Source organism: Streptomyces tibetensis (assembly GCF_040647715.1).
Classification (GTDB): domain Bacteria; phylum Actinomycetota; class Actinomycetes; order Streptomycetales; family Streptomycetaceae; genus Streptomyces; species Streptomyces tibetensis_A.
In genome coordinates, this window is sequence record NZ_JBEZCR010000002.1 from 39,213 (window position 1) to 61,762 (window position 22,550).

The 22,550-nt window shown below is 71.3% G+C and carries 21 protein-coding genes and 1 pseudogene; 17 read left to right on the top strand and 5 right to left on the bottom strand.

All coding sequences use genetic code 11. The features are described 5' to 3' along the window. Positions 1-214: 214 nt before the first annotated feature. From AB0B29_RS04760 to AB0B29_RS04770, 3 genes are all read left to right on the top strand, one after another. A complete protein-coding gene (locus AB0B29_RS04760) occupies positions 215-1,291 on the top strand; it encodes an LLM class flavin-dependent oxidoreductase (protein ID WP_362234031.1) in 1,077 nt (358 codons plus the stop codon). Between the two features lie 117 nt (positions 1,292-1,408). Then, positions 1,409-2,128, top strand: a complete 720-nt coding sequence (locus tag AB0B29_RS04765; protein WP_362234034.1) for a response regulator transcription factor — start codon at positions 1,409-1,411, stop codon at positions 2,126-2,128. Continuing rightward, entirely contained in the window at positions 2,129-3,547 is a 1,419-nt protein-coding gene (locus tag AB0B29_RS04770; protein WP_362234037.1) for a sensor histidine kinase, read from the top strand. A 173-nt stretch (positions 3,548-3,720) separates the two neighbouring features. On the opposite strand, the gene AB0B29_RS04775 is transcribed toward AB0B29_RS04770, so the two are convergent. The 4 genes and pseudogenes from AB0B29_RS04775 to AB0B29_RS04790 all read right to left on the bottom strand — a co-directional run. After that, positions 3,721-4,521 carry a GNAT family N-acetyltransferase gene (locus AB0B29_RS04775; protein WP_362234040.1) on the bottom strand — a complete coding sequence of 267 codons (801 nt, stop codon included), beginning with the start codon at positions 4,519-4,521 and terminating at the stop codon, positions 3,721-3,723. 177 nt (positions 4,522-4,698) lie between these two features. Then, entirely contained in the window at positions 4,699-4,902 is a 204-nt protein-coding gene (locus AB0B29_RS04780) for a hypothetical protein (RefSeq protein WP_362234042.1), read from the bottom strand. A 253-nt stretch (positions 4,903-5,155) separates the two neighbouring features. Next, positions 5,156-5,755, bottom strand: coding sequence for a dihydrofolate reductase family protein (locus tag AB0B29_RS04785; RefSeq protein ID WP_362234044.1), 600 nt, complete (start codon positions 5,753-5,755; stop codon positions 5,156-5,158). 71 nt (positions 5,756-5,826) lie between these two features. Further along, positions 5,827-6,108 (bottom strand): annotated as a pseudogene (locus AB0B29_RS04790) (VOC family protein); the annotation flags it as partial. Positions 6,109-6,123: 15 nt separating this feature from the next. On the opposite strand from AB0B29_RS04790, the gene AB0B29_RS04795 reads away from it, so the two are divergent. The 7 genes from AB0B29_RS04795 (at position 6,124) to AB0B29_RS04825 (ending at position 13,529) form a co-directional block, all read left to right on the top strand. Further along, a complete protein-coding gene (locus tag AB0B29_RS04795) occupies positions 6,124-6,789 on the top strand; it encodes a TetR/AcrR family transcriptional regulator (protein WP_362234047.1) in 666 nt (221 codons plus the stop codon). 217 nt (positions 6,790-7,006) lie between these two features. After that, entirely contained in the window at positions 7,007-7,768 is a 762-nt protein-coding gene (locus AB0B29_RS04800) for a response regulator transcription factor (protein ID WP_362234049.1), read from the top strand. Further along, a complete protein-coding gene (locus tag AB0B29_RS04805; protein ID WP_362234051.1) occupies positions 7,765-8,874 on the top strand; it encodes a sensor histidine kinase in 1,110 nt (369 codons plus the stop codon). The genes AB0B29_RS04800 and AB0B29_RS04805 overlap by 4 nt, the downstream gene beginning before the upstream one ends. Positions 8,875-9,024: 150 nt before the next feature. Next, a complete protein-coding gene (locus tag AB0B29_RS04810; RefSeq protein ID WP_362234053.1) occupies positions 9,025-10,293 on the top strand; it encodes a DUF418 domain-containing protein in 1,269 nt (422 codons plus the stop codon). Positions 10,294-10,484: 191 nt separating this feature from the next. Next, positions 10,485-11,030: a SigE family RNA polymerase sigma factor gene (locus AB0B29_RS04815; RefSeq protein ID WP_362234056.1), complete on the top strand. Its 546-nt coding sequence runs from the start codon at positions 10,485-10,487 to the stop codon at positions 11,028-11,030. Beyond that, a complete protein-coding gene (locus AB0B29_RS04820) occupies positions 11,027-11,734 on the top strand; it encodes a SecDF P1 head subdomain-containing protein (RefSeq protein WP_362234059.1) in 708 nt (235 codons plus the stop codon). The genes AB0B29_RS04815 and AB0B29_RS04820 overlap by 4 nt, the downstream gene beginning before the upstream one ends. A gap of 241 nt (positions 11,735-11,975) precedes the next feature. Beyond that, positions 11,976-13,529 (top strand): alpha/beta hydrolase, encoded by a 1,554-nt coding sequence (locus tag AB0B29_RS04825; protein WP_362234061.1) that lies wholly within the window; start codon positions 11,976-11,978, stop codon positions 13,527-13,529. Between the two features lie 150 nt (positions 13,530-13,679). On the opposite strand, the gene AB0B29_RS04830 is transcribed toward AB0B29_RS04825, so the two are convergent. Beyond that, positions 13,680-14,117, bottom strand: coding sequence for a hypothetical protein (locus AB0B29_RS04830; RefSeq protein WP_003974483.1), 438 nt, complete (start codon positions 14,115-14,117; stop codon positions 13,680-13,682). Positions 14,118-14,651: 534 nt separating this feature from the next. Between AB0B29_RS04830 and hemL the strand changes: the two genes are divergently transcribed. The 7 genes from hemL (at position 14,652) to ccsB (ending at position 22,464) form a co-directional block, all read left to right on the top strand. After that, positions 14,652-15,968 (top strand): glutamate-1-semialdehyde 2,1-aminomutase, encoded by a 1,317-nt coding sequence (gene hemL, locus AB0B29_RS04835; RefSeq protein ID WP_362234063.1) that lies wholly within the window; start codon positions 14,652-14,654, stop codon positions 15,966-15,968. Continuing rightward, positions 15,965-16,663 carry a histidine phosphatase family protein gene (locus AB0B29_RS04840; RefSeq protein ID WP_362234066.1) on the top strand — a complete coding sequence of 233 codons (699 nt, stop codon included), beginning with the start codon at positions 15,965-15,967 and terminating at the stop codon, positions 16,661-16,663. The genes hemL and AB0B29_RS04840 overlap by 4 nt, the downstream gene beginning before the upstream one ends. A 173-nt stretch (positions 16,664-16,836) precedes the next feature. After that, complete coding sequence (locus AB0B29_RS04845; RefSeq protein WP_362234068.1) at positions 16,837-18,135, top strand: hypothetical protein; 1,299 nt, start codon at positions 16,837-16,839, stop codon at positions 18,133-18,135. 66 nt (positions 18,136-18,201) lie between these two features. Beyond that, positions 18,202-18,849: a TlpA family protein disulfide reductase gene (locus AB0B29_RS04850; protein ID WP_362234071.1), complete on the top strand. Its 648-nt coding sequence runs from the start codon at positions 18,202-18,204 to the stop codon at positions 18,847-18,849. Between the two features lie 13 nt (positions 18,850-18,862). After that, on the top strand, positions 18,863-19,636 hold the full coding sequence (locus AB0B29_RS04855; protein ID WP_362234074.1) for a cytochrome c biogenesis CcdA family protein: 774 nt from the start codon (positions 18,863-18,865) through the stop codon (positions 19,634-19,636). Positions 19,637-19,639: 3 nt separating this feature from the next. Beyond that, positions 19,640-21,385 carry a cytochrome c biogenesis protein ResB gene (gene resB, locus AB0B29_RS04860; RefSeq protein ID WP_362234077.1) on the top strand — a complete coding sequence of 582 codons (1,746 nt, stop codon included), beginning with the start codon at positions 19,640-19,642 and terminating at the stop codon, positions 21,383-21,385. Beyond that, positions 21,382-22,464, top strand: coding sequence for a c-type cytochrome biogenesis protein CcsB (gene ccsB, locus AB0B29_RS04865; protein WP_362234080.1), 1,083 nt, complete (start codon positions 21,382-21,384; stop codon positions 22,462-22,464). Before resB ends, ccsB begins: the two co-directional genes overlap by 4 nt. Positions 22,465-22,550: the final 86 nt, after the last annotated feature.

Consider the following 22,550-nt stretch of genomic DNA (forward strand, 5'->3'; position numbering starts at 1 on the left):
GTTCTGCGGTCATGGTTCAGGTCCCTTGGGCGACTGGTCGGACGTTGATGGCCTCGGTGGTCGACTCCTGTGCCCAGGTCCCCGCTCGATCTGGCTGGAGGGGGGATTTCCTCATGTGCATCGCCCACGCAGGCGCGCTCCTGGGAATAGCGCCCCATGGGCCGTCGTTCCCAGGTTATGGTTGAACGATAAACAACCTGGAGGGTGAGCGAGCATGCAGTTCGGGATCTTCAGCGTCGGCGACGTCACGCCCGACCCCACCACCGGCCGGACGCCCACGGAGCGCGAGCGCATCAAGGCGATGGTGGCCATCGCGCTGAAGGCCGAGGAGGTGGGCCTCGACGTCTTCGCCACCGGAGAGCACCACAACCCGCCCTTCGTGCCCTCGTCCCCCACGACGATGCTCGGCTACGTCGCGGCCCGCACCGAGCGGCTGATCCTCTCCACGGCCACCACCCTGATCACCACCAACGACCCGGTGAAGATCGCCGAGGACTTCGCGATGCTCCAGCACCTGGCCGACGGCCGGGTGGACCTGATGCTGGGCCGCGGGAACACCGGCCCGGTCTACCCCTGGTTCGGGCAGGACATCCGCCAGGGCATCAACCTCGCCGTCGAGAACTACGCCCTGCTCCACCGCCTGTGGCGTGAGGACGTCGTCGACTGGGAGGGGAAGTTCCGCACGCCCCTGCAGGGCTTCACGGCCACACCCCGCCCGCTGGACGGCGTACCGCCGTTCGTCTGGCACGGGTCGATCCGCTCCCCGGAGATCGCCGAGCAGGCCGCGTACTACGGCGACGGCTTCTTCCACAACAACATCTTCTGGCCGGCCGACCACACCAAGCGCATGGTCGAGCTGTACCGCGAGCGCTACGCCCACTACGGGCACGGCACTGCCGAGCAGGCGATCGTCGGCCTCGGCGGGCACGTGTTCATGCGGAAGAACGCCCAGGACGCGGTGCGCGAGTTCCGCCCCTACTTCGACGTCGCCCCGGTGTACGGGCACGGGCCGTCGCTGGAGGACTTCACGGAGCAGACGCCGCTGACCGTCGGCTCCCCGCAGCAGGTCATCGAGAAGACCCTGGCCTTCCGCGAGTACGCGGGCGACTACCAGCGCCAGCTGTTCCTGATCGACCACGCCGGGCTGCCGCTGAAGACCGTGCTGGAGCAGATCGACCTGCTCGGCGAGGAGGTCGTGCCGGTGCTGCGCAAGGAGTTCGCCGTGGACCGCCCGGCCGACGTCCCGGACGCCCCGACGCACGCGGCCCGACTCGCCCGGGCCCGAGGGTGAGGGCACGGTAGGGCCCGGCTGCGAGGTTGCCCGGCCGCTGGTGAGAGGGGAGTAAGAAGGACGCCCCGGCGCAGCGCATACGGTCCCCGGGGCCGGGCGGCTTGGCACACTGGACGCGTGCCCCACACCGTGCTGCTCGCCGAAGACGACCGCGCCATCCGCAACGCCCTGGAGCGTGCCCTGACCCTGGAGGGCTACGAGGTCATGGCGGTCGCCGACGGTGTCGAGGCGCTGGCGCAGGCCCACCGCAACCGCCCCGACGTGCTCCTGCTCGACGTGATGATGCCCGGCATCGACGGACTGCAGGTGTGCCGGGTGCTGCGCGCCGAGGGCGACCGGACACCGGTGCTGATGCTGACGGCCCTGGTCGAGACCGCCGACCGGATCGCCGGGCTGGACGCGGGCGCCGACGACTACGTGGTCAAGCCCTTCGACGTGGAGGAGGTCTTCGCCCGGCTGCGCGCCCTGCTGCGCCGCACCAGCCCGGTCGGGGCCGGCAGCGCACCCGCCGCCGAGGTGCCCAGGCCGCTGTCGGAGCGCTTCCTCGAGGCGGCCGGGATCCGCATGGACCCCCAGGCCCGCCGGGCCTGGCGGGGCGCGCGTGAACTGGAACTGACCCGCACCGAGTTCGAGCTGCTGGAACTGCTGGTGCGCAACGCCGGCATCGTCCTCGACCACTCGACGATCTACGACCGGATCTGGGGCTACGACTTCGGGCCCGGTTCGAAGAACCTCGCCGTCTACGTCGGCTATCTGCGCCGCAAGCTCGACGAGCCGGGCGCGCCGCAGCTGATCCACACGGTGCGCGGCGTGGGTTACGTGCTGCGGGAGGACTGAGTGGGCCGCCTCCGTCGCCTGCTGGCCGGGCGGCGGCCGAAGCTGGTCTCGCTGCGCACCACGCTCGCGGTGTCGTTCGCGGCGGTGACCGCGGCCGTGACGATCCTGGTCGGCATCCTGTCGTACAGCGCCGCCGCCCGGCTGGTGCGCGTGGACCAGCAGACGGTGTTCGACGAGGTCGTGCAGGACCTGCGCGACGAGGTGCGGCAGAACCACATGACGCCCGGCGACTTCTCGTCCGCCTCGCCCGGCCACGACCTCGTACGGCCGGCCCGCACCGACGTGCAGGTGCTCGGCCCGGACGGGCACGTCGTCGACGCGGGCAGTCCGGGGCTGCCGGTCACCGGCACCGATGCGCGGATCGCCGCCCAGGCGCTGTCCGGGCAGGTGGCCGAGCACAAGGACGTCGACGTGGGCAACGACGTCTACCGCGTCGCCACCGTCTCCCTCGGCGGCGGCCGGGGCGCGGTGCAGGTCGCGCAGGAGTTCAGCGACGTCGAGGACCTGCTGCGGGCCCTCCAGCAGCGGACGCTGCTGCTGATGGCGGCCGTGGTGATCGGAGCCGGATTGTTCGGCTGGTGGCTGGCCCGGCGGATCACCCGCCGCCTGGTCGTGCTGACCGACGCCGCCGAGGACGTCGCCCGCACCCGCAGACTGGGCATCCAGGTGCCCGTGGCCGGCCACGACGAGGTGGGCCGCCTCGGCCGGGCCTTCGACCGCATGCTGGGCCGGCTCGCGCAGTCCGAGGAGGACCAGCGCCGGCTGGTCCAGGACGCCGGCCACGAACTGCGCACGCCGCTGACCTCGCTGCGCACCAACATCTCCCTGCTGCGCCGGATCGACGAGCTCCCGCCCAAGGCCCGCGAGGAGCTGGTCGCCGACCTCGGGCAGGAGGCCCGGGAGCTGACCGACCTGGTCAACGAGCTGGTGGATCTCGCGGCCGGACAGTCCGACACCGAGCCGCCGCGGCGGGTGGACGTCGCCGACATCGCCGAGGAGGTCGCGGGGGCGGCACGGCGCCGCAGCGGCCGCGAGATCCTGCTGCGCGTCAGCGGCGACACCACGACCGACGGGCGGCCCGGGATGCTGACCCGGGCGCTGTCCAACCTCGTCGAGAACGCGGTCAAGTTCGACCAGGGCGGCCGGGCCCCCGTCGAGATCGTCATCTCGGGGCCCGCCCGGCCCGGCCGGATCCGCGTCGAGGTCCTCGACCGGGGCCCGGGCATCGCCGAGCGCGACCTGACCCGGGTCTTCGACCGCTTCTACCGCGCCGCCGACGCCCGCTCCCTGCCGGGCTCCGGCCTCGGCCTGTCCATCGTCCGCGAGGTGGCCCTCGCCCATGGCGGAGCGCCGTTCGCGTTCCGGCGGGAAGGGGGCGGGACGGTGACCGGGTTCACGGTGGGCGGAGGGATCGACTGACCTCGCCGGGCCCCCGGCGGTCTGCCCCCGGCCCGCGTACCCGCCGGGCCTCCCGGCAGGGGCCCCGGCCCGCGACCCGGGTGCCCTGTGACGCGCGCCCGGCCGCTGAGCTGCGGCGAGGCCCCGGTGGGCAGGCCGCGCGGGGCAGCCCGGCGGCGCGCCCGGGTGGGTGGTCAGTCCGCGAGGGCGTAGAACCCGATCGGCGAATTCGGGCGGAACCCGATCCGCGGGTACACGGGCGCCCCGGCGGCGGTCGCGTGCAGGGTCGCGCGGGTCAGGCCGGTAACCCGGGCACCCTCGTACAGTGCCTTGCGGGTCACGGCCTCCCCGTAGCCCCGCCGCTCCCACGCCGGGTCGGTGGCGACGAGCACGACGAAGAGCCGTCCGTCCGCCTCCACGGTGGCGGCACAGGTCACGGGGATCCCGTCGCGCAGCCCCAGATACGCGTACACCCTGCTCTTCCACAGCGAGGACCCGGCGAGCCCGTCCCGCCCGTCCTCCAGCGGGAAACCGTAGGCGCGCGAGTTGATGTCCGCGTAGGCGCGCAGCAGTTCGTCGCTGTCCACGCGTACGAAGGTCAGCTCGGGATGGGCGGGCTCGGGGAGGGGCAGCAGGTCTCCCGCCATGCCGGTGCCGGGGAAGGCGTACCGCAGGCCCGCCTGCTCGGCGGCCGCCCCCAGCGCGGCGCGCGCCCCGTCGTCGAGCAGGGCCTCGAAGACCCACAGGAACCCCGGGTGGGACTTCGTGCGCATGATCTCCGCGGCTTCGTTCAGCCGCTGCTTCAGCACCCCGGCGTCCGCCCCGGCCTCCGTCAGGGTCACGCAGTTCCAGAAGGCGAACCGGCAGTCGGCCCACCGCACGGCGATGCCCGGCAGGTCCCGCACATCGGCTTGCGGGTCCCGGTCGAGCACCATGGCCCGCCACACCGTGGCGAGCTGTTCCATCGACTCGATCGCGTCCGCGAGTTCACGCACGGGGCCCCCTCAGGTCACCGACTTCTGCCGCACCGGTCCTGCCCGTTCGAGGCCCGCCTCATCCCCCTGCCCGGGTCCCACCGCGTAGGAGTCCGGCATGAAAGGCCCGTAAAGATTGCCCGAACACGGCAATGAAACGGCCCCTCCTCACGTGTGAGGATCCCGTCAAGTCGCAGTTCAGCGGCGGGCGGGAGGGACGGCGCGCATGGTCTGGTTTCTGGGACTGGGCATCACGGGGGTCGCGTTGCTCACCCTGTCGCTGGTCTTCGACGGGGTGCTGGACGGTGTGCTCGACGGCGCGCCGGGCAGCGCCCTGGACGGTTGGCTGTCGCTGCCGGTCGTCGCCGGGTTCCTGGCGATGACCGGCTTCGGCGGCGCCATCGCCGGCTCCGCGGCGGATGCCGGTCCCGCGGTCGCCCTCACGGCGGGGGCCGTGTGCGGGCTCACGACGGCCTGGCTGACGTACCGCTTCAGCCGCGCCCTGATGCGTGGTCAGACGGCTCTCGAGCAGGTCGTCGATGAACTATGCCGATCCGGCTCCGTGCCCTGCATCATGGGCCGTGGGGAGCACCACGGACGGTTCCGGTGCCGGAGCCCGGAAAGGCGCCGGCACCGGAACCGCGGTCGCTCGGGTTCAGTTCCCGGTGGCGCGCGTGTAGGTGACGAAGGCCGCGCCGCTGTCGAGCACGGTGTGGCCGGTGAGCTCCCAGCCGCGCGGATCGAAGGCGGCCTTGTGGGAGAAGACCGGGATTCCGGCGCCGATGGTCAACGGGGCCACCTTGAGGACGAGCTGGTCGATCTCGCCGTACAGGGCACCGGCCAGTTCCCCGCCGCCCAGCAGCCAGATGTCCTTGCCGTCCTCCTGCTTCAGTTGCCGCACCTTCTCCACGGGGTCGCCGGCGACCAGTTCGACGGCCGGGGCCGGGGCCTCGGTGAGCGTCCGTGAGAAGACCAGGTGACGCAGGTGGGGGTAGGCGTCGTCGACGCCGGCCTTGAGACCGATCTCGTAGCTGCGCCGTCCTTCCAGGACGGTGTCGAAGTGCGTGCCCTCCGCGGTGACGGAGAGCGCCGCCCGGGCCTGGACGGGCAGGGTCTCCGGGTACTCCGTCGCCAGGTACTGGACGTAGTCCGCCGGGATCGGCCAGAAGCCGGCCGGGCCCGTGGGGTCGGCACCGTCCGGGCCCGCGATGAAACCGTCCAGCGTGGTGGCGATGTAGTACACGAGCTTTCGCATGCGGTGCTCCCTCTTCCGGGTCTGTGCGATGGGCCGGGAATCAGAATGGATCAAGCGCTGAGCAGGTGTGATCAAACCTGGTCCGGTGTGGCCCATTCGACGAGCTGGACGATGACCCCGCTGGGGTCGGTGACCTGGAACAGGCGTTCTCCCCATGGCTCTTCCCGCAGGGGCATCGTGATGTCGACGCCTTCGGAGCGCAGGCGCTTCTCCTCGGCCTCGAGGCCGGTGACGGTGAAGGCGAGGATCAGGCCGTCGGCGTGCCGGTCGCGCTGTTCGGGCGGCAGGACGTCGGTGCCTCTTCGGAGCAGGACGATGTCGACGGCGGCGTCGTCACGGGTGAGGGAGGCGAATCAGTGGAAACCGAGATGAGCGCAGCAGCCAGTGCCGCCCCAGTCGGCGTCACCGCCCCGCTGGGCCTGCGGGAGGCGAAGAAGCAGGAGACGCGACAGCTGATCTCCGACCATGCGACACGGCTCTTCATCGAGCAGGGCTTCGAGGACACGACCATCGCCGAGATCGCAGCGGCTTCCCGGGTCGCGAAGAAGACGGTGACCAACTACCTTGCGCGCAAGGAGGACTTGGCCCTCGACCACCAGGACGAGTCCGCGGCCGCGCCGGCGCGGGTCGTCACGTCACGCCGCCCCGGGGAGTCCGCCCTGGCGGCGCTGCGCCGTGCCTTCGAGGCCGCCGTCGCCGCGCAGGACCCGGTCGCCGGATTCGCCGGCCCGGACTTCTCCCGCATGATCGCCGACAGCCCCACCCTGTCCGCGTGCCTGCGCAGCCTGCACGACCAGCGCGAACACCTGCTGGCCGAGGCCCTCGCCGAGGCCGTCGGTGCGCGGCCGGACGACATCACCGTCCGCACGGTCGCCGGCCTGCTCGGCGCCGTGCACCGCGTCCTGTTCCCGCGCATCCAGGATCTGACCCTGGCCGGCCACACGAACGACGGGATCGCCCGGACGATCACGACGGAAGCGGCACGCGCCTTCGACCTCCTGGAACCGGCGATCGGTGACTATGCGATCGCCTGAGGGGCCTTCCAGCGGGCTGGGCCGCCGCGAGCGGAGAGGTCAGGCAGGGGGAGACGGGGAGCAAGGAACTGCGCCTGTCACGGCGGTGTCCGGCAGAAGCATGTGATGTCCCAGCCGACCGGAGGGAGTTGCCCCGCCGGGTGGCTGGAGCTGCCCGCTCTCCGGCCGCCGAGCCTGATCAGGGGCTTTAGGGTCGAGGCGGCATGGGCTGGACGGCATGGACCAAGGTGAGGCGGAGCGCGTGATCCGAGTAGTGGTGGTGGACGACGAGGCACTGGTCCGCTCCGGCTTCGAACTCATTCTGGGTGCGGCCGAGGACATCGAGGTCGTCGCGACCGCCGGTGGGGGTGGTGCCGTGGAGACGGTGCGCCGGGAGCGGCCCGACGTGGCCCTGCTGGACATCCGCATGCCGGACGTCGACGGGCTCACCGTCCTGCGCGAGCTGCGCGCGATGCCGGATCCGCCGGTGGTGGCGATGCTGACCACGTTCGACGCCGACGAGTACATCCTGACCGCGCTGCACTCCGGCGCTGCCGGCTTCCTCCTCAAGGACACCGAGCCGGAGCAGCTCGCCCACCTGGTGCGCACCCTCGCCGCAGGGGGTGTCGTGCTGTCTCCCAAGGCGTCACGGACACTGCTGCGCAACCACCCCGGCAGCGGGGCGGCCGTCGACGAGGTGGCGGCCCGCGTCCGGCTGCTCACCGCCCGGGAGCGCGATGTCCTCGTCCTGGTGGCGGAGGGCCTGTCCAACGCGGACATCGGGGCGCGCATCCACTTGAGCGCCGGTACGGTCAAGGACCACGTCAGCGCGATCCTCACGAAGCTGCGGGTGACGAGCCGGGTGCAGGCCGCGCTGCTGGCGCAGCGGGCCGGACTGCTGGACGAGCGCCCGCCGTCGCGGGCCGGACTGCTGGACGAGCGCCCGCAGCCGCGCGCCGGACTGCTCGACGAGCGCCCACCGTCGCAGGCCGGACGATGAGCCGCGCCGCAGCTGCGTGGAAGCGGGTTCCCACTCCGGTCGTCGACGTCCTTCTGGTGGCGGTGGCGGCCGTGGACGTATGGCTGAACACGTGGGAGCACACGCGCCTCGGCGTCCTGCTGGCCGCGGTCGGCTGCGCGGCGTTGGCCTTCCGGCGCCGGTTCCCGCTCGCCGTGTTCCTGCTCACCCTGCCCATCGCGATGATGCAGGACGTCGCCGTCGCCGTGCTCGTGGCGCTCTTCACCCTGGCCGAGCGCTCCCGCAACCGCCGTCTCCTCGCGGTGTGCGTCGCCCTGGCCGCTGTCGCGGGCAGCGCCCCCTGGCCCCTGGCCGAGGCCGACCGGACCATGACGCTGGTCTTCTTCGTGTACGGCCTGGCGACTTCTGCGACCCCGGTCCTCTTCGGCCAGCTTCTCCAGGCCCAACGGGACCTGGCGCGGCGGCTGGACGAGATCGAGGAGGCCAGGGAACACGAGCAGGCCCTGCACGCCCAGGCCGTGCTCGCCCGCGAACGCGCCCAGCTGGCCCGTGAGATGCACGACGTGGTCTCCCACCAGGTCAGCCTGATCGCCGTACGGGCGGGAGCCCTCCAGGTCGCCACCAAGGACGACAACACCAAAGAGGCCGCCCGCACGATCCGTTCGCTGAGCGTCACCACACTCGACGAACTGCGCACCATGGTCACGCTGTTGCGCGCCTCAGGCGGCCGCGTCACCGAGCTGACGCCTCAGCCCACTCTCGCCGACCTGCACCACCTGGTGGAGTCGAGCGGCACCCACGCGGAGCTGACCGGTGAGCTTCCGGCCGCCGTGGGCACCCCCGCCCAACGGGCCGTCTACCGCACGGTCCAGGAGGCGCTGACCAACGTACGCAAGCACGCCCCCGGCGCCGTGGCCCGCGTCGAACTGTGGCAGGAGGGCGACGACGTCGGAGTGACGGTCACCAACACCGCCCCCACGCGGCCCTCCCTGTCCCTGCCCGGTTCGCAGCAGGGCCTCATCGGCCTGCGGGAACGGGCCGACATCCTGCACGGCGTCCTGGAGTCGGGCCCGACAACCGAGGGCGGCTACCGGGTGCGGCTGCGGATCCCGCTCGCTGCGGACTGACCGACCTGAAGAAGACCGTCGCCCGGGCACACCGGAGGCCGCTCAGGGCGGGACTCCGCCGGTCGGCAGGCCCGTACCCGCCGATCGGTGGGGGCGTTGCCGAAGACTGCCGGATGGTCCGCCCCCCGGCGTCGGCGCGAGATTCTCCGTATGACACAGACACAGCCGCCGCAGGAGACGTCAGCTCCGCAGGAGAACTCGCCTCCACCGCCCCGGACCTCCCCCGAGTCCGCCGTGCCGGCCTCGCCCGGCCCCTCGATGGGACGCCTCGTCGGGGTGGACCTGGCCCGCGCGCTGGCCGTGTTCGGCATGTACGTCGTGCACATCGGGCCCCCGCTGTCGGCCACGGACGGCGTCGCCCGCTGGATCCGGTACCTGGCCGACGGACACTCGTCGGTCCTCTTCGCCACCCTCGCCGGGTTCTCACTGATGCTGATCGCCGGCCGCCGCGAGCCCAGGACCGGCCTGGCCGGCCGGCAGGCGAAGGCCCGCATCGCGATCCGTGCCGCGGTCCTGCTGGCGCTGGGCACCGCGATGGCGACGGAGTACGGCGGAGTCATCATCCTCGGCTTCTACGGCGTCTACTTCCTGCTCGCCCTGCCCCTGGTGCGACTGCGCGCCGGCACACTCGCGATCATCGCGGCCGCGCTCGCCCTCGTCACACCGCAGCTGGCCTTCGCCCTGACCTCGCTGCTGAGCGAGTCGGTCCAGCAGAGCATCAACGCCCACGACCCGCTCCGCAGCCTCAGCGACGTGGGAGTGCTCGATCTGCTCCTCACCGGCTTCTACCCGGCGCTCACATGGATGTCGTTCGTGACCGCGGGCATGGCGCTGGGCCGCCTCGACCTGTCCTGCGGCACCGTCCAGCGGCGCCTGGCCGCGCTCGGTGCCGCCCTCGCCGGGGCCGCATACGGCATGTCGCTGTTGCTCGCCGGCAAGGGCGCGTTGCGGAGCACGGCGGAGGACGGGTCGTCGTCCGGGAGCTCCGGTTCGATGCCCCCGGACAGCGGATCGGTGCCCCTCGACGGCGGTTCGTTCCCCGACATGCCGGCGTCGTCACTGCTGACGGCCGGGCCGCACAGCGGCACCACGTTCGACATCATCGGCAGCGTCGGAGTCGCGATCCTCGTGATCGTGGGCGCGACGGTGGCGATGGACCGCCTGCCCCGACTGCGCCGCCTGGCGAAGCCGGTCATCGCCGTGGGCACCATGTCCCTGACCGCCTACGTCGGCCACTTCCTCGCACAGTCGGCGCTGTCCGTGCCCGCCGGGACCAGCACCCAGCAATCCTGGGCGCCCCTGCTCATGTTCGTCCTCGGAGCCACCTTGTTCGCCGCGATCTGGTCCCGCTTCTTCCGCCGCGGCCCCTTGGAACACCTGCTCAACACCGCCACCAAGCCGGCGAACCGCATCCGGTGAGACCCGGCCGGGGTGGCCCGCCCCCACCCCGGGCCGGAGCGGCCCGGGGTCGCCGGTGACGGTACCGACGGGCGGGGCCACCACGAAGGTTCCGGAGGCGCCGGCGTCCCACCCACTTCAAAAAGTGTGTCCGGCAGGGCAGTCGACGGCGTGTCCGCACCCGTCTCTACGGGGGAACGAGGGAGGGTGCATTGAACGCCGACGAGGAACGCCAGTTCCGCGAGTTCGTGGCGGCGCGGTCGAGATCGCTGCTGCACACGGCCTACCTGCTGACCGGGGACTGGGAACAGGGCCGGGACCTGCTCCAGACCGCGCTTGCCTCCACGGCCCGACGCTGGTCCAAGCTCCGTGACCGGGAACGGCCGGAGATCTATGTGCGCCGCGCGCTCTACCACGCCCAGGTGGATCGCTTCCGGCTGCTCAGCTGGGGGCGGGAGACGGTCACGGACTCCGTGCCGGACCGGCCCTCCGCACAGGGCGCCGCCTTGGCCGACACCGTCGCGCAGCGGCAGGACATCATGACCGCGCTGCGGCGGCTGCCCAAGCGTCAGCGTGCGGTGATCGTGCTGCGCTACTTCGAGGACCGGCCCGACCACGAGATCGCCGCGATCCTGGGCGTCGCCCCGGGCACGGTCCGCAGCCAGACCCACAAGGCCCTCGTCACTCTCCGCACCGCCCTGGCCGAGGCAGGGCCGTCCGCCTCCTCCACCGCCTCCGGGAAGGGCGTGACCGCATGAACGACTCGACCGAGGACCTGCTGCACGAGATGGTGCTGCACGACACCCTGCACACCCATGTCCGCGAGAGCGACGCTCACGCCGGCGCCCATCTCACCGGCCTGGCCGACGGCGCGTTGCGGGTCGCCCGGCGGCGGCAGCGGCTGACACGCGCAGGCGTCGGAGTCGCCCTCGCCGCGGCGGTCGCCACCGCCTGGGTGGCCGTCGCGGACGACGAGCCGCTGCGCGCGCACGTGGTGCAGCCCGCCGAAGGAGGCGGCACCCCGAAGGCGGCCACGGTCTCCCTCCTGCCGGTCACCTCGTCGACGGAGGGGGCCTGCACCCGGGCCGGCGGCGGCTACACCGTGCACCCCACGGAGACCCAGCCGGCGATGTGCGTCCACGCCGACCCGGCCGGCGGCATGAGCGAGGTCCGCGTCTCCTCCGCGAAGGCCGAGAAGGGCACCGTCGAGGGCAGTTGGAAAGTGGAGGCGACCCTCACGCCCACCGACCGGGCCCGTTTCGCCACGCTCACTCGTTCCCTCGCGTCGGCCCCGCCCCCGCGCAACGAGTTCGCCATCGTCGTCGACGGCAAACTCTGGGGCACCCCCATGGTGGCCACCTCGCTCACCGGCGGCCGCTTCGAGATCGTCGGCCCCTACGACGGAGACCTCACCGGCACCGTGGCCCACGACCTCGCCCAACGACTGGACCCCGGCAGGTGAGCGGCCCCTCCGACAACAGGACCACACCAGGCGATACGGCAGATGCCCCGCCTCATGCAACCGATGGCTGAAGTCCTGCCAAGTCCTGCCACCCGGGCAGCGATTGACGACCCGTGACGCCAGGAGCCGAGCTGCCGTCGTGGACGGCTTGTACTCTGCACTCATTCGACGACCGGACGATCACCAACACGGCATGCGAGCGCGGGGCGGGCGTCCAGGGGCGGGAGCGCGGGGGATTTCGATGAGTGACGCACATCCGATACGAAGCCGCAGACCGGGCCTCTCGGCCGGTGCGCTGATCATCGCCGGGATCGTCCTCGTCGCGATCGGGGCCGTCGGCGCCTGGCTCCGGCACGACGCTCCCGGCCGGGGTGCGGAGCCGCGTACGGAGTTCACCGCGGACAACCCGCCCGCCGGTCTGCCCACCGCGCTCACCACCGGCCAGCGCCTCCACTGGTCCCCCTGCACCTCACCGCCCACCGCGCGCACGGGCTACGACTGCGCCGTCATGAAGACCCCCCTCGACTACCGCAAACCAGAGGGCAGGACGATCGACGTCGCCCTGATCCGCCGCAAGGCCACCGGCCCGAACGCGCGGCGCATCGGCTCGCTCGTCCTCAACTTCGGTGGCCCCGGCGTGTCCGGCGTGCGCGGACTGCCCGCACGAATCAGCCAGTACAAGCCGCTCCTCGACCGGTACGACCTGGTCTCCTTCGACCCGCGCGGCGTTGGCGCGACCATCCCCGTGCGCTGCGGAAAGACCGCGGACGACACCGGCTACGGCGGGAACGACGCCTGCGCCGAGCACTCCGGGGCGCTCCTGCCGTACGTCGGCACCTCGCACACCGCGCGCGACCTCGACCTGATGCGCTACCTCCTCGGCGACGAGCGGTTGCACTACTTCGGGGTCTCGTACGGAACGGCGCTCGGCGCGGTCTACGCCCACCTGTACCCGTCGCACGTCGGGCGGCTCGTCCTGGAAGCGCCCGTCGATCCGACCGAGGACCTCAGCGAGGAGCAGGTGTCGCAGGTCAAGGCGGTCCAGGCGGCGTTCGACCGGTTCGCTGCGCACTGCGCGGCCCGTATCCGCCACTGCCCGACCGGCGACGGGCCCGAGGAGGCCGCGCGACGCATGGCGCGCCTGGCCGACCGCCTGGAGAAGAAGCCCGCCCCGGCCGGCGGCGGAAGGAAGCTGGACGCCGACGACCTCGCGCACACCGTCGGCGATCATCTCGTCCGCGGCACGGACGGCTGGTCGCCGCTCGCCAAGGCCCTCACCGCGCTGATCGACCACAATGACGGCGGTCCGCTGAGCAACGGCGCGGCCGACATGGGTTCCGCCGACCGTGCGGCGACCCCGTCCGACCTCAGCCGCGTCGCCCAGACCGCGATCACCTGCGCGGACTCCAGCCTGCGCCCCGACTTCGAACGCCTCGACCGGGACGAGGCCCGCGTCAAGGCCGCCTCGCCCGTCTTCGGCGCGGCCTGGTCCGCCGGCGTCTACCTCTGTTACGACTGGCCGTTCGACGGCGAACGCGTCACGCCTCAGGTGAACGCCGACGGCGCGGCCCCCGTCCTGGTGGTCGGCGGCACCGGCGACCCGACCACTCCGTATCCCGGTGCCCGCAACATGGCCCGCGAGCTGGGCGACGGTGTCGGCGTGCTCCTGACGGCCGAGGAGGAGGGCCACGGCACCTACCCGCAGAACCGCTGCGTCACGGAGGCCGTCAACCAGTACCTCCGCACGGGCCGCACCCCGGCCACGGGCACGGTGTGCCGGGGCACCATGTCCTGATCCCCGTACGGATCCGCCGGGCGAGGGAGGGGGGCAGGGCACATCAGCACCCCCAGCAACGTCAATGTGCCCCGGCCGCCTGACGGCCCCTTCCGGGCATGCAAAAGGGCGAGGCCCGAAGACCCCGCCCGAACCCCGTGAAACCCCAGCTCAGGGCCACACCAGGCAATAAGGCTGATGCCCCGCCTCATGCAGCCGGTGCGAGAAGTCCTGCCACTCGTGCAGCAGTTGGTAGACGTTGAACGCGTCCCGGGGGCCGCCCCGGTCGGGGACCGTCGACCAGATGAAGGCCGCCGCGCCCACCGCCTCCTCGCCGATGCCGCGCAAGGGGTCGACGACCGTCATCGGCAGCTTGACCACGGCGTAGTCGGGGTGCAGGACGACGAGCTCCAGCGGGGGGACCTTGTGCAGGGGGACGCCCTCGATGCCCGTGAGGACCATCGCCGCCATGGTCTCCGGCTTGATCTTCGTGAACATGCCGTTCATGCCGAGCTCGTCGCCGCCGAGCTCCTCGGGACGCATCGAGATCGGGACACGGGCCGCAGTCGCACCGTCGGGCGCGCCGAAGTACTTGTACGTCACCCCCACCCGACCACCATTCCCGCTGCTCCCGGCCCGAAGATCGTCCCCCTGAGGTTCAGGAAGATCGTCCATCCGACGTTCAGTACGTCCGGCGGCCCGCTCCGGTTCACCCGGTGAACCCTGTGCCCGGCGCGGTTCCTGAGCGTCCTCCGCCTCGCGCCGGTGCCGTCCCCGCCGGGCACGTCGAGGACCCAGGTCATCGGTCCCCTCGCCCAGTCCGCCACCGCGATGCATATCTCCACCCGACTGCTTTCCCAGAACGCGTCGCCCCCGCCGCGCAACCCGATCATCGTGTCAGTGACCTCCCCCACGGCCGCCCGCCGAAACGTGCGCTGAAACAACTGTCCGCGGGATGTCCGCAGCCTCCGACCACGCCGGGGCCGTGCGAGCTGTGTGTATCGGGGTCCAGTCTCGCAGACGACGGGGACCACGGGGCCGGTTGTCCCGTGCCCCGTCCGCACGCGCCCCTGGCCTACCCTGAACAGGTCACTGGCACCCGGAGCCCGACAGCGTCGGAGAAGGTCGGAGAAGTCGCAGGTCATGAGCGAACTGACATATCCGTATGAAGCACCGGCCTCGCAGGCTCTGTTCGACCGTGCGGCGGCCGTCACGCCCGGCGGCGTGAACTCACCGGTGCGGGCCTTCCGAGCCGTCGGCGGCACGCCGCGGTTCATGGTGTCCGGCACCGGCCCCTATCTGACCGACGCCGACGGCAGGGAGTACGTCGACCTCGTGTGCTCCTGGGGGCCCATGATCCTCGGGCACTCCCACCCCGAGGTCATCGCCGCCGTGCAGGACGCCGTCTCCCGCGGCACGTCCTTCGGGACGCCCGGTGAGGGCGAGGTCGCGCTCGCCGAGGAGATGGTCGCCCGCGTCGCGCCGCTGGAGCAGGTGCGGCTCGTCTCCAGCGGGACCGAGGCGACCATGTCCGCCATCCGGCTGGCGCGCGGGTTCACGCAGCGCACCAAGGTGATCAAGTTCGCCGGCTGCTACCACGGGCACGTCGACTCGCTGCTCGCCGCGGCCGGCAGCGGTGTCGCCACCTTCGCGCTGCCCGACACCCCGGGCGTCACCGGCGCCCAGGCCGGCGACACGATCGTGCTGCCGTACAACGACCTCGACGCCGTGCGCGAGGCCTTCCTGGCGCACCCCGGCGAGGTCGCCTGCGTGATCACCGAGGCCTCCCCGGGCAACATGGGCGTCGTACCGCCCGCCGAGGGCTTCAACCAGGGCCTGAAGGACCTCTGCGCCGAGAACGGCGCGCTCTACATCTCCGACGAGGTCATGACCGGCTTCCGGACCAGCCGGGCCGGATGGTTCGGGGTCGACGGCGTCGTCCCGGACCTGATGACCTTCGGCAAGGTCATGGGCGGCGGCTTCCCCGCGGCGGCCTTCGGCGGGCGCGCGGACGTCATGGCCCACCTCGCCCCGGCCGGGCCTGTCTACCAGGCCGGCACCCTCTCCGGTAACCCCGTCGCCACCGCGGCCGGGCTCGCCCAGCTGCGGCTCCTCGACGACGCCGCCTACGCCAAGGTCGACGCCGTGTCGAAGGAGATCCAGGGGCTGGTCACCGGCGCCCTGGCCAAGGAGGGCGTGGCGCACACGCTGCAGAACGCCTCCAACATGTTCTCGGTGTTCTTCACCGACCGGCCCGTGCGCAACTACGAGGACGCCAAGACCCAGGAGTCCTTCCGCTTCACCGCGTTCTTCCACTCGCTGCTCGCCGACGGCGTCTACCTGCCGCCGTCCTCCTTCGAGTCCTGGTTCGTGTCCACCGCGCACGACGAGCGGGCCGTGCAGAAGATCGCCGACGCCCTTCCGGCGGCGGCCCGGGCGGCTGCGGAGGCCACGGCATGAGCGAGAAGCGGAACAACAGCGCCGAGGACATCACCGTCGTCCACGTCATGCGGCACGGCGAGGTCGCCAACCCGGACGGCATCCTCTACGGCCGTCTCCCCGGCTACCACCTCTCCGACCTGGGGCGCCGGATGGCCGACCGGGTCGCCGAGCACCTGTCCGGCCGCGACGTGACGCACGTCGTCGCCTCGCCGCTGGAGCGGGCGCAGGAGACGGCCGAGCCGATCGCCAAGGCGCACGGACTGGACCTGGCCACCGACGAGCGGCTGATCGAGGCCGACAACATCTTCCAGGGCAAGACGTTCGGCGTCGGGGACGGGGCGCTGCGCAACCCCGGCAACTGGAAGCACCTGGTCAACCCGTTCCGGCCGTCCTGGGGCGAGCCGTACGTCGACCAGGTCGTCCGCATGATGAGCGCGCTGAGCACGGCGAAGGACAAGGCCCGCGGGCACGAGGCGGTCGTGGTCAGCCACCAGCTGCCCATCTGGATCGTCCGGTCCTACGTCGAGCGCCGCCGCCTCTGGCACGACCCGCGCAAGCGCCAGTGCACGCTCGCGTCCCTGACGACGTTCACGTACCAGGGCGACCGGATCGTCTCCGTCGGCTACACCGAGCCGGCCCGCGATCTCGTCCCGGCCCACCTCCTCGCCGGTGCCAAGCCGGTGAAGGGACAGGCCAAGGCCTACGGGGCGTAACACCCCGGCCCCCGCGTACGGGGGCGTTCGGCAGGCGCGCAAGGCCTTTCGTTCGCCCCCTTATGAGCGCTTACGACTACTTCGTTACGGAATCTGCGCATTTCAGCGGAACCTCCCCGTTCGTCACGGCCTCTGACTGGGTGACCAGCACGACGTGACGAATCGGGGATGCCATGCGCGCTCTCTCCCGCAGGGGAATGCTCGGACTCGGCGCGGGAGCCGCCGCCGCCGTCTCACTCGCCGGATGCGGCGGTCTCACGGGCTCGGACGATTCCGGCCACGCCGACGGTTCCGGCGGCGACTCCGTCCAGGGCGGGTCCAAGCCGAAGCAGAAGCCCACCGCCCGCCCCATCGGCGACGGATCCACCAGCCACACCGGCAAGCAGCCCCACCAGCCCGCCAGGCCCGAGCCGCTGGAGCCGGGTCAGACCCCGCCCCAGTTCGTCGTGTTCTCCTGGGACGGCGCCGGCGAGGTCGGCAACGGCCTCTTCCCGCGCTTCCTGGACCTGGCCAAGGAGCACGGCGCGAGCATGACCTTCTTCCTGTCCGGGCTGTACCTGCTGCCCGAGTCGAAGAAGCGCCTCTACGACCCGCCGAACAACCCGCGCGGCGCCTCCGACATCGGCTACCTCACCGACGACCACGTCAAGGCGACCCTGAAGAACGTCCACCGGGCGTGGCTGGAGGGGCACGAGATAGGCACCCACTTCAACGGCCACTTCTGCGGCGAGTCCCACGGCTCGGTCAAGAACTGGACGCCGCAGCAGTGGCGCAGCGAGATCGACCAGGCGAAGTCCTTCGTCAAGGAGTGGCGCACCAACACCGGCTGGACCGACCTGCCGTCGCTGCCGTTCGACTACGACAAGGAGCTCGTCGGCGGCCGTACGCCCTGTCTGCTCGGCCAGGACAACCTGCTGCCCACCGCCCGCGAGCTCGGCTGGCGCTACGACGCCTCCTCGCCCGGCGGCCTCCAGGTCTGGCCCGCCAAGCGCCAGGGCATATGGGACCTGCCCCTGCAGCAGATACCTTTCCCCGGCCGCGGCTTCGAGGTCCTGTCGATGGACTACAACATGCTGGCCAACCAGTCCCTCGCGACCACGAAGGCACCCGCCCACAACTACCCGGGCTGGCGGAAGCAGTCGGCACAGGCGTACATCCAGGGATTCAAGCGGGCATACGAGACAAATCGGGCGCCTCTCTTCATCGGCAACCACTTCGAGCAGTGGAACGGCGGCATCTACATGGACGCCGTCGAGGAGGCCTTCAAGCACATCGCGCGCGAGAAGGAGAAGGGCGCGGATGTGCGTCTCGTCTCCTTCCGGCAGTTCACCGACTGGCTCGACGTGCAAAAGCCCGAGGTGCTCGCCAGGCTCCGCACGCTCGGGGTCGGGCAGCAGCCGGCCGGTGGCTGGCGGGAGTTCACCGGCCGGGCCGCCACGCCCGGCGGAGAGGCCTCGCGGAACGCCGCCTGAAATGCGGTTTTCCGCCCGCAAGGGGGGTGGGCGAGACCCCCAGAACGGGCATGCGAAACTTTTCACATGAGTGCCGCCAGCGCCCCCCAGCGTTCGAACCGCACGACCCGTGCCACCGAGCGCACCCGACGTGTCCGCCGCAGTGCCGCCCTGACCGCCTCCCTCGCCGCGACCGCGCTGCTCGTCACCGCGTGCGGCTCCGGCGGCACCTCCGGCGGGGGCGGCAACACCAACTTCGTCACCGGCACCGACGGCGTCGCCACGGTCGCCCAGGGCAAGCGCACCCCGGCCCCCGACCTGTCCGGCAAGACCATCGCCGGAAAGACCCTCGACGTCGCCGACTACAAGGGCAAGGTCGTCGTCCTCAACGTGTGGGGTTCCTGGTGCAACCCCTGCCGCGCTGAGGCCAAGTACTTCGCGAAGGTCTCCAAGGAGTACGCCGGCAAGGGCGTGCAGTTCGTCGGCATCAACACCCGGGACACCTCCACCGGTGCGGCCCTCGCCTTCGAGAAGGACTGGGACATCACCTACCCCAGCCTCTACGACCCCACCGGCAAGCTGCTGCTGCGCTTCAAGAAGGGCACGCTCAACCCGCAGGCGATCCCCTCCACGCTCATCCTCGACCGGGACGGCAAGATCGCGGCCCGCTCGCTGTCCGCGCTCAGCGAGGAACGGCTGCTGAAGATGCTCAAGCCGGTCGTCGCCGAGAAGTGAGCGGAGTAGCGACGTGAGCGCAGTCACCACGCTCGCCGCGGTGGCGGACCCCAACGGCACGGTACTCAACGGCGCCCTGCTGGTGGCCCTGCCGATCGCGCTGCTCGGCGGAGTCGTCTCCTTCTTCTCGCCCTGCGTCCTGCCGCTGGTGCCCGGTTACCTCTCCTATGTGACGGGCGTCGCGGGCACCGACCTCGCCGAGGCGCGGCGCGGCCGGATGGTCGCGGGCGCCTCCCTGTTCGTGCTCGGCTTCACCGCCGTGTTCGTCTCCGGCGGGGCGCTGTTCGGCTACTTCGGACAGACGCTGCAGGAGCAGCAGGGCGTCCTGTCCAAGGTGCTCGGCGTCCTCATGATCCTCATGGGCGTCTTCTTCATGGGCCTGATGCCCTGGCTCACCCAGCGGGAGTTCCGCTTCCACCGGCGGCCCGTGGCCGGGCTGGCCGGCGCGCCCCTGCTCGGCGCCCTGTTCGGCATCGGCTGGACGCCCTGCATCGGCCCCACCCTCGCCTCCGTGCAGGCGCTCGCCATCGACCAGGCCAGCGCCGGACGCGGTGCCGTCCTGACCATCGCGTACTGTCTGGGCCTGGGCGTGCCCTTCGTGCTCGCCGCGGTCGCCTTCCGCAAGGCCCTCGGAGCCTTCGGCTGGATCAAGCGCCACTACGTCTGGGTGATGCGGATCGGCGGCACCATGATGATCGTGACCGGTCTGCTGCTGCTGACCGGCGCGTGGGACCGCATCGTGCAGGAGATGCAGGTCTGGTCCGACGGCTTCACTGTGGGGATCTGATCCATGAGCAAGACCACCGCCTCCGACCCGGCCCCCTCCGCCGCCGAGGACCAGGAGCTGGGCGACGCCGGCTCCCAGCTGTCCACCGCGCCCAAGGAGGAGGCGCCCGGCCTGCCCTCCCTCGGCGTCATCGGCTGGGCCCGCTGGTTCTGGCGGCAGCTGACGTCCATGCGGGTCGCCCTGCTGCTGCTCCTGCTGCTCTCCCTCGGCGCGATCCCCGGCTCGCTCATCCCGCAGTCCGGCCAGGACGAGACGAAGGTCGCCGACTTCCGCAAGGCCCACCCGACCCTCGGGGACGTCTACGACAAGATCGGCATGTTCCACGTCTACAGCTCGGTGTGGTTCTCCGCGATCTACATCCTGCTGTTCGTCTCCCTCATCGGCTGCATCGTGCCCCGCACCTGGCAGTTCGTCGGCCAGCTGCGCGGCCTGCCGCCCGGCGCGCCCCGGCGGCTGAACCGGCTGCCCGCCCACACCACCTGGCGCACCACCGCCGAACCCGAGCAGGTCCACCAGGCCGCCCTGGCCCTGCTGAAGAAGCGCCGCTTCCGCACCCACCTCACCGGGGGCGCCGTCGCCGCCGAGAAGGGCTACCTGCGCGAGGTGGGCAACCTCGTCTTCCACATCGCCCTGATCGTGATGCTGATCGCCTTCGCCTGGGGCCAGCTGTACAAGTCCGAGGGCAACAAGCTGGTCGTCGAGGGCTACGGCTTCTCCAACACCCTCACCCAGTACGACGACTTCAAGTCCGGCAACCTCTTCAGCTCCGACGACCTGGTGCCCTTCAGCTTCAACCTGAAGAAGTTCACCGGCACCTACGAGCGCACCGGCCCCAACAAGGGCACCCCGCGCGTCTACCAGGCCGACATCACCTACAGCACGGGCGCCTACGGCAAGGACAAGAACGACACCGTCGAGGTGAACCACCCGCTGGAGGTCGGCGACTCCAAGGTCTACCTCGTCAGCCACGGCTACGCCCCGGTCATCACCGTCCGCGACGCCAGGGGCAAGGTCGTCTTCGACGACGCCGTACCGCTGCTGCCGCTCGACTCCAACGTCACCTCCTCCGGCGTCGTCAAGGTCCTCGACGGCTACCGCAACGCCCAGGGCAAGAAGGAACAGCTCGGCTTCAACGCGTTCTTCGTGCCGACCTTCGGCGGCCACGCCAGCGGCACGATGCTGTCGCAGTTCCCCGCGCTGGACAATCCGCTGCTCGCGCTGTCCGCCTACCACGGCGACCTGGGGGCCGACTCCGGCATCCCGCAGAGCGTGTACCAGATGGACCGGACCAACATGAAGGAGTTCAAGGACTCCGACGGCAAGCTGTTCAAGAAGCTGCTCAAGCCCGGCGAGACCATGAAGCTCCCGAACGGCGCCGGTTCGGTCACCTTCGGCAAGGACATCAAGGAGTGGGCCGGCTTCCAGGTGGTCCAGCAGCCCGGCAGCGGCTGGGCCCTCGCCGGTGCCCTCGCCGCGATCGGCGGCCTCGCCGCCTCCCTGTTCATCCAGCGCCGCCGCGTCTGGGTGCGCGCGGTCAAGGGCGCCGACGGCGTCACCGTCGTCGAGATGGCCGGCCTCGGCCGCAGCGAGTCCGCCAAGGTCCCCGAGGAACTGGGCCACCTCGCCGGCGACCTCTACGAGCAGGCACCGGGCGCCCCCGGCCCCGACGACCCCGCAGATTCCCCCGACCCCGATCAGGAGCCGGGTACCGAACCCCCCGTACCTGCCGAAGGGGCTGAGAAGCAGTGACTCTCGCCGCCGCCACCAACGAAAACCTCGCGAACATCAGCAACGTCCTGATCTACTCCGCGATGGCCGTCTACACCCTGGCCTTCTTCGCGTACATCGCCGAATGGCTCTTCGGCAGCCGCAGCAAGGTCGCCCGGACCGCCGCCGCGCTCACCACCAAGACAGACGCCGAGAAGGCGGCCCCGGCCGTCACCGTGAACCAGGCCGGCGGCACCGCCGTGCTGGAGCGGCCGAAGGTCACCGTGCGGGCCGCGTCCGGTCAGCGCGACGTGCCCGACGGCCCCGGGGCGCACGGCGGGGACGAGCAGGGCGACCTGTACGGCCGGATCGCCATCTCCCTCACGATCCTCGCCTTCCTCATCGAGTTCGGCGGTGTCCTCACCCGCGCCCTCTCGGTGGAGCGCGCCCCGTGGGGCAACATGTACGAGTTCAACATCACGTTCTCCACGGTCGCGGTCGGCGTGTACCTCGGGCTGCTGGCCCTCAAGAAGAACGTGCGCTGGCTCGGTCTGTTCCTGATCACCACGGTCCTGCTCGACCTGGGCCTTGCGGTCACGGTCCTCTACACCGCCAGCGACCAGCTGGTCCCGGCCCTGCACTCGTACTGGCTGTACATCCACGTCTCGACGGCGATCTTCTGCGGCGCGGTCTTCTACGTGGGCGCGGTCGCCACGATCCTGTACCTGTTCAAGGACTCCTACGAGAGCAAGCTCGCGAGCGGCGGCACGCCCGGCACCTTCGCGACCTCCGTCCTGGAGCGGCTGCCCTCCTCCGCCTCCCTCGACAAGTTCTCCTACCGCGTCAACGCGGCCGTCTTCCCGCTGTGGACGTTCACGATCATCGCGGGCGCCATCTGGGCCGGTGACGCCTGGGGCCGCTACTGGGGCTGGGACCCGAAGGAGACCTGGTCGTTCATCACCTGGGTCGCCTACGCCTGCTACCTGCACGCCCGCGCCACCGCCGGCTGGAAGGGGCGCAAGGCCGCCTACCTGGCCCTGATCGCCTTCGGCTGCTGGCTGTTCAACTACTACGGCGTGAACATCTTCGTCTCCGGCAAGCACTCCTACGCGGGCGTCTGAGTTCTGTTCAGCTGAGCCTCATGTCGACGTGAAACGTCATCTGTCACGGACGGATGTGCGACGACGAGCCCTGCGGGTCGGTAGAT

Bases quoted from the DNA above. Each gene is read 5' to 3' on its own strand.
- AB0B29_RS04845 (WP_362234068.1), top strand. From the start codon at position 16,837: ATGCGCGCTCTCTCCCGCAGGGGAATGCTCGGACTCGGCGCGGGAGCC.
- resB (WP_362234077.1), top strand. From the start codon at position 19,640: ATGAGCAAGACCACCGCCTCCGACCCGGCCCCCTCCGCCGCCGAGGAC.
- AB0B29_RS04780 (WP_362234042.1), bottom strand. From the start codon at position 4,902: ATGGCGCCGCCGAAGCCGGTCATCGCCAGGAACCCGGCGACGACCGGC.
- AB0B29_RS04810 (WP_362234053.1), top strand. From the start codon at position 9,025: ATGACACAGACACAGCCGCCGCAGGAGACGTCAGCTCCGCAGGAGAAC.
- AB0B29_RS04850 (WP_362234071.1), top strand. From the start codon at position 18,202: ATGAGTGCCGCCAGCGCCCCCCAGCGTTCGAACCGCACGACCCGTGCC.
- AB0B29_RS04760 (WP_362234031.1), top strand. From the start codon at position 215: ATGCAGTTCGGGATCTTCAGCGTCGGCGACGTCACGCCCGACCCCACC.
- hemL (WP_362234063.1), top strand. From the start codon at position 14,652: ATGAGCGAACTGACATATCCGTATGAAGCACCGGCCTCGCAGGCTCTG.
- AB0B29_RS04840 (WP_362234066.1), top strand. From the start codon at position 15,965: ATGAGCGAGAAGCGGAACAACAGCGCCGAGGACATCACCGTCGTCCAC.
- AB0B29_RS04820 (WP_362234059.1), top strand. From the start codon at position 11,027: ATGAACGACTCGACCGAGGACCTGCTGCACGAGATGGTGCTGCACGAC.
- AB0B29_RS04825 (WP_362234061.1), top strand. From the start codon at position 11,976: ATGAGTGACGCACATCCGATACGAAGCCGCAGACCGGGCCTCTCGGCC.
- AB0B29_RS04785 (WP_362234044.1), bottom strand. From the start codon at position 5,755: ATGCGAAAGCTCGTGTACTACATCGCCACCACGCTGGACGGTTTCATC.
- AB0B29_RS04805 (WP_362234051.1), top strand. From the start codon at position 7,765: ATGAGCCGCGCCGCAGCTGCGTGGAAGCGGGTTCCCACTCCGGTCGTC.
- AB0B29_RS04795 (WP_362234047.1), top strand. From the start codon at position 6,124: ATGAGCGCAGCAGCCAGTGCCGCCCCAGTCGGCGTCACCGCCCCGCTG.
- AB0B29_RS04800 (WP_362234049.1), top strand. From the start codon at position 7,007: ATGGACCAAGGTGAGGCGGAGCGCGTGATCCGAGTAGTGGTGGTGGAC.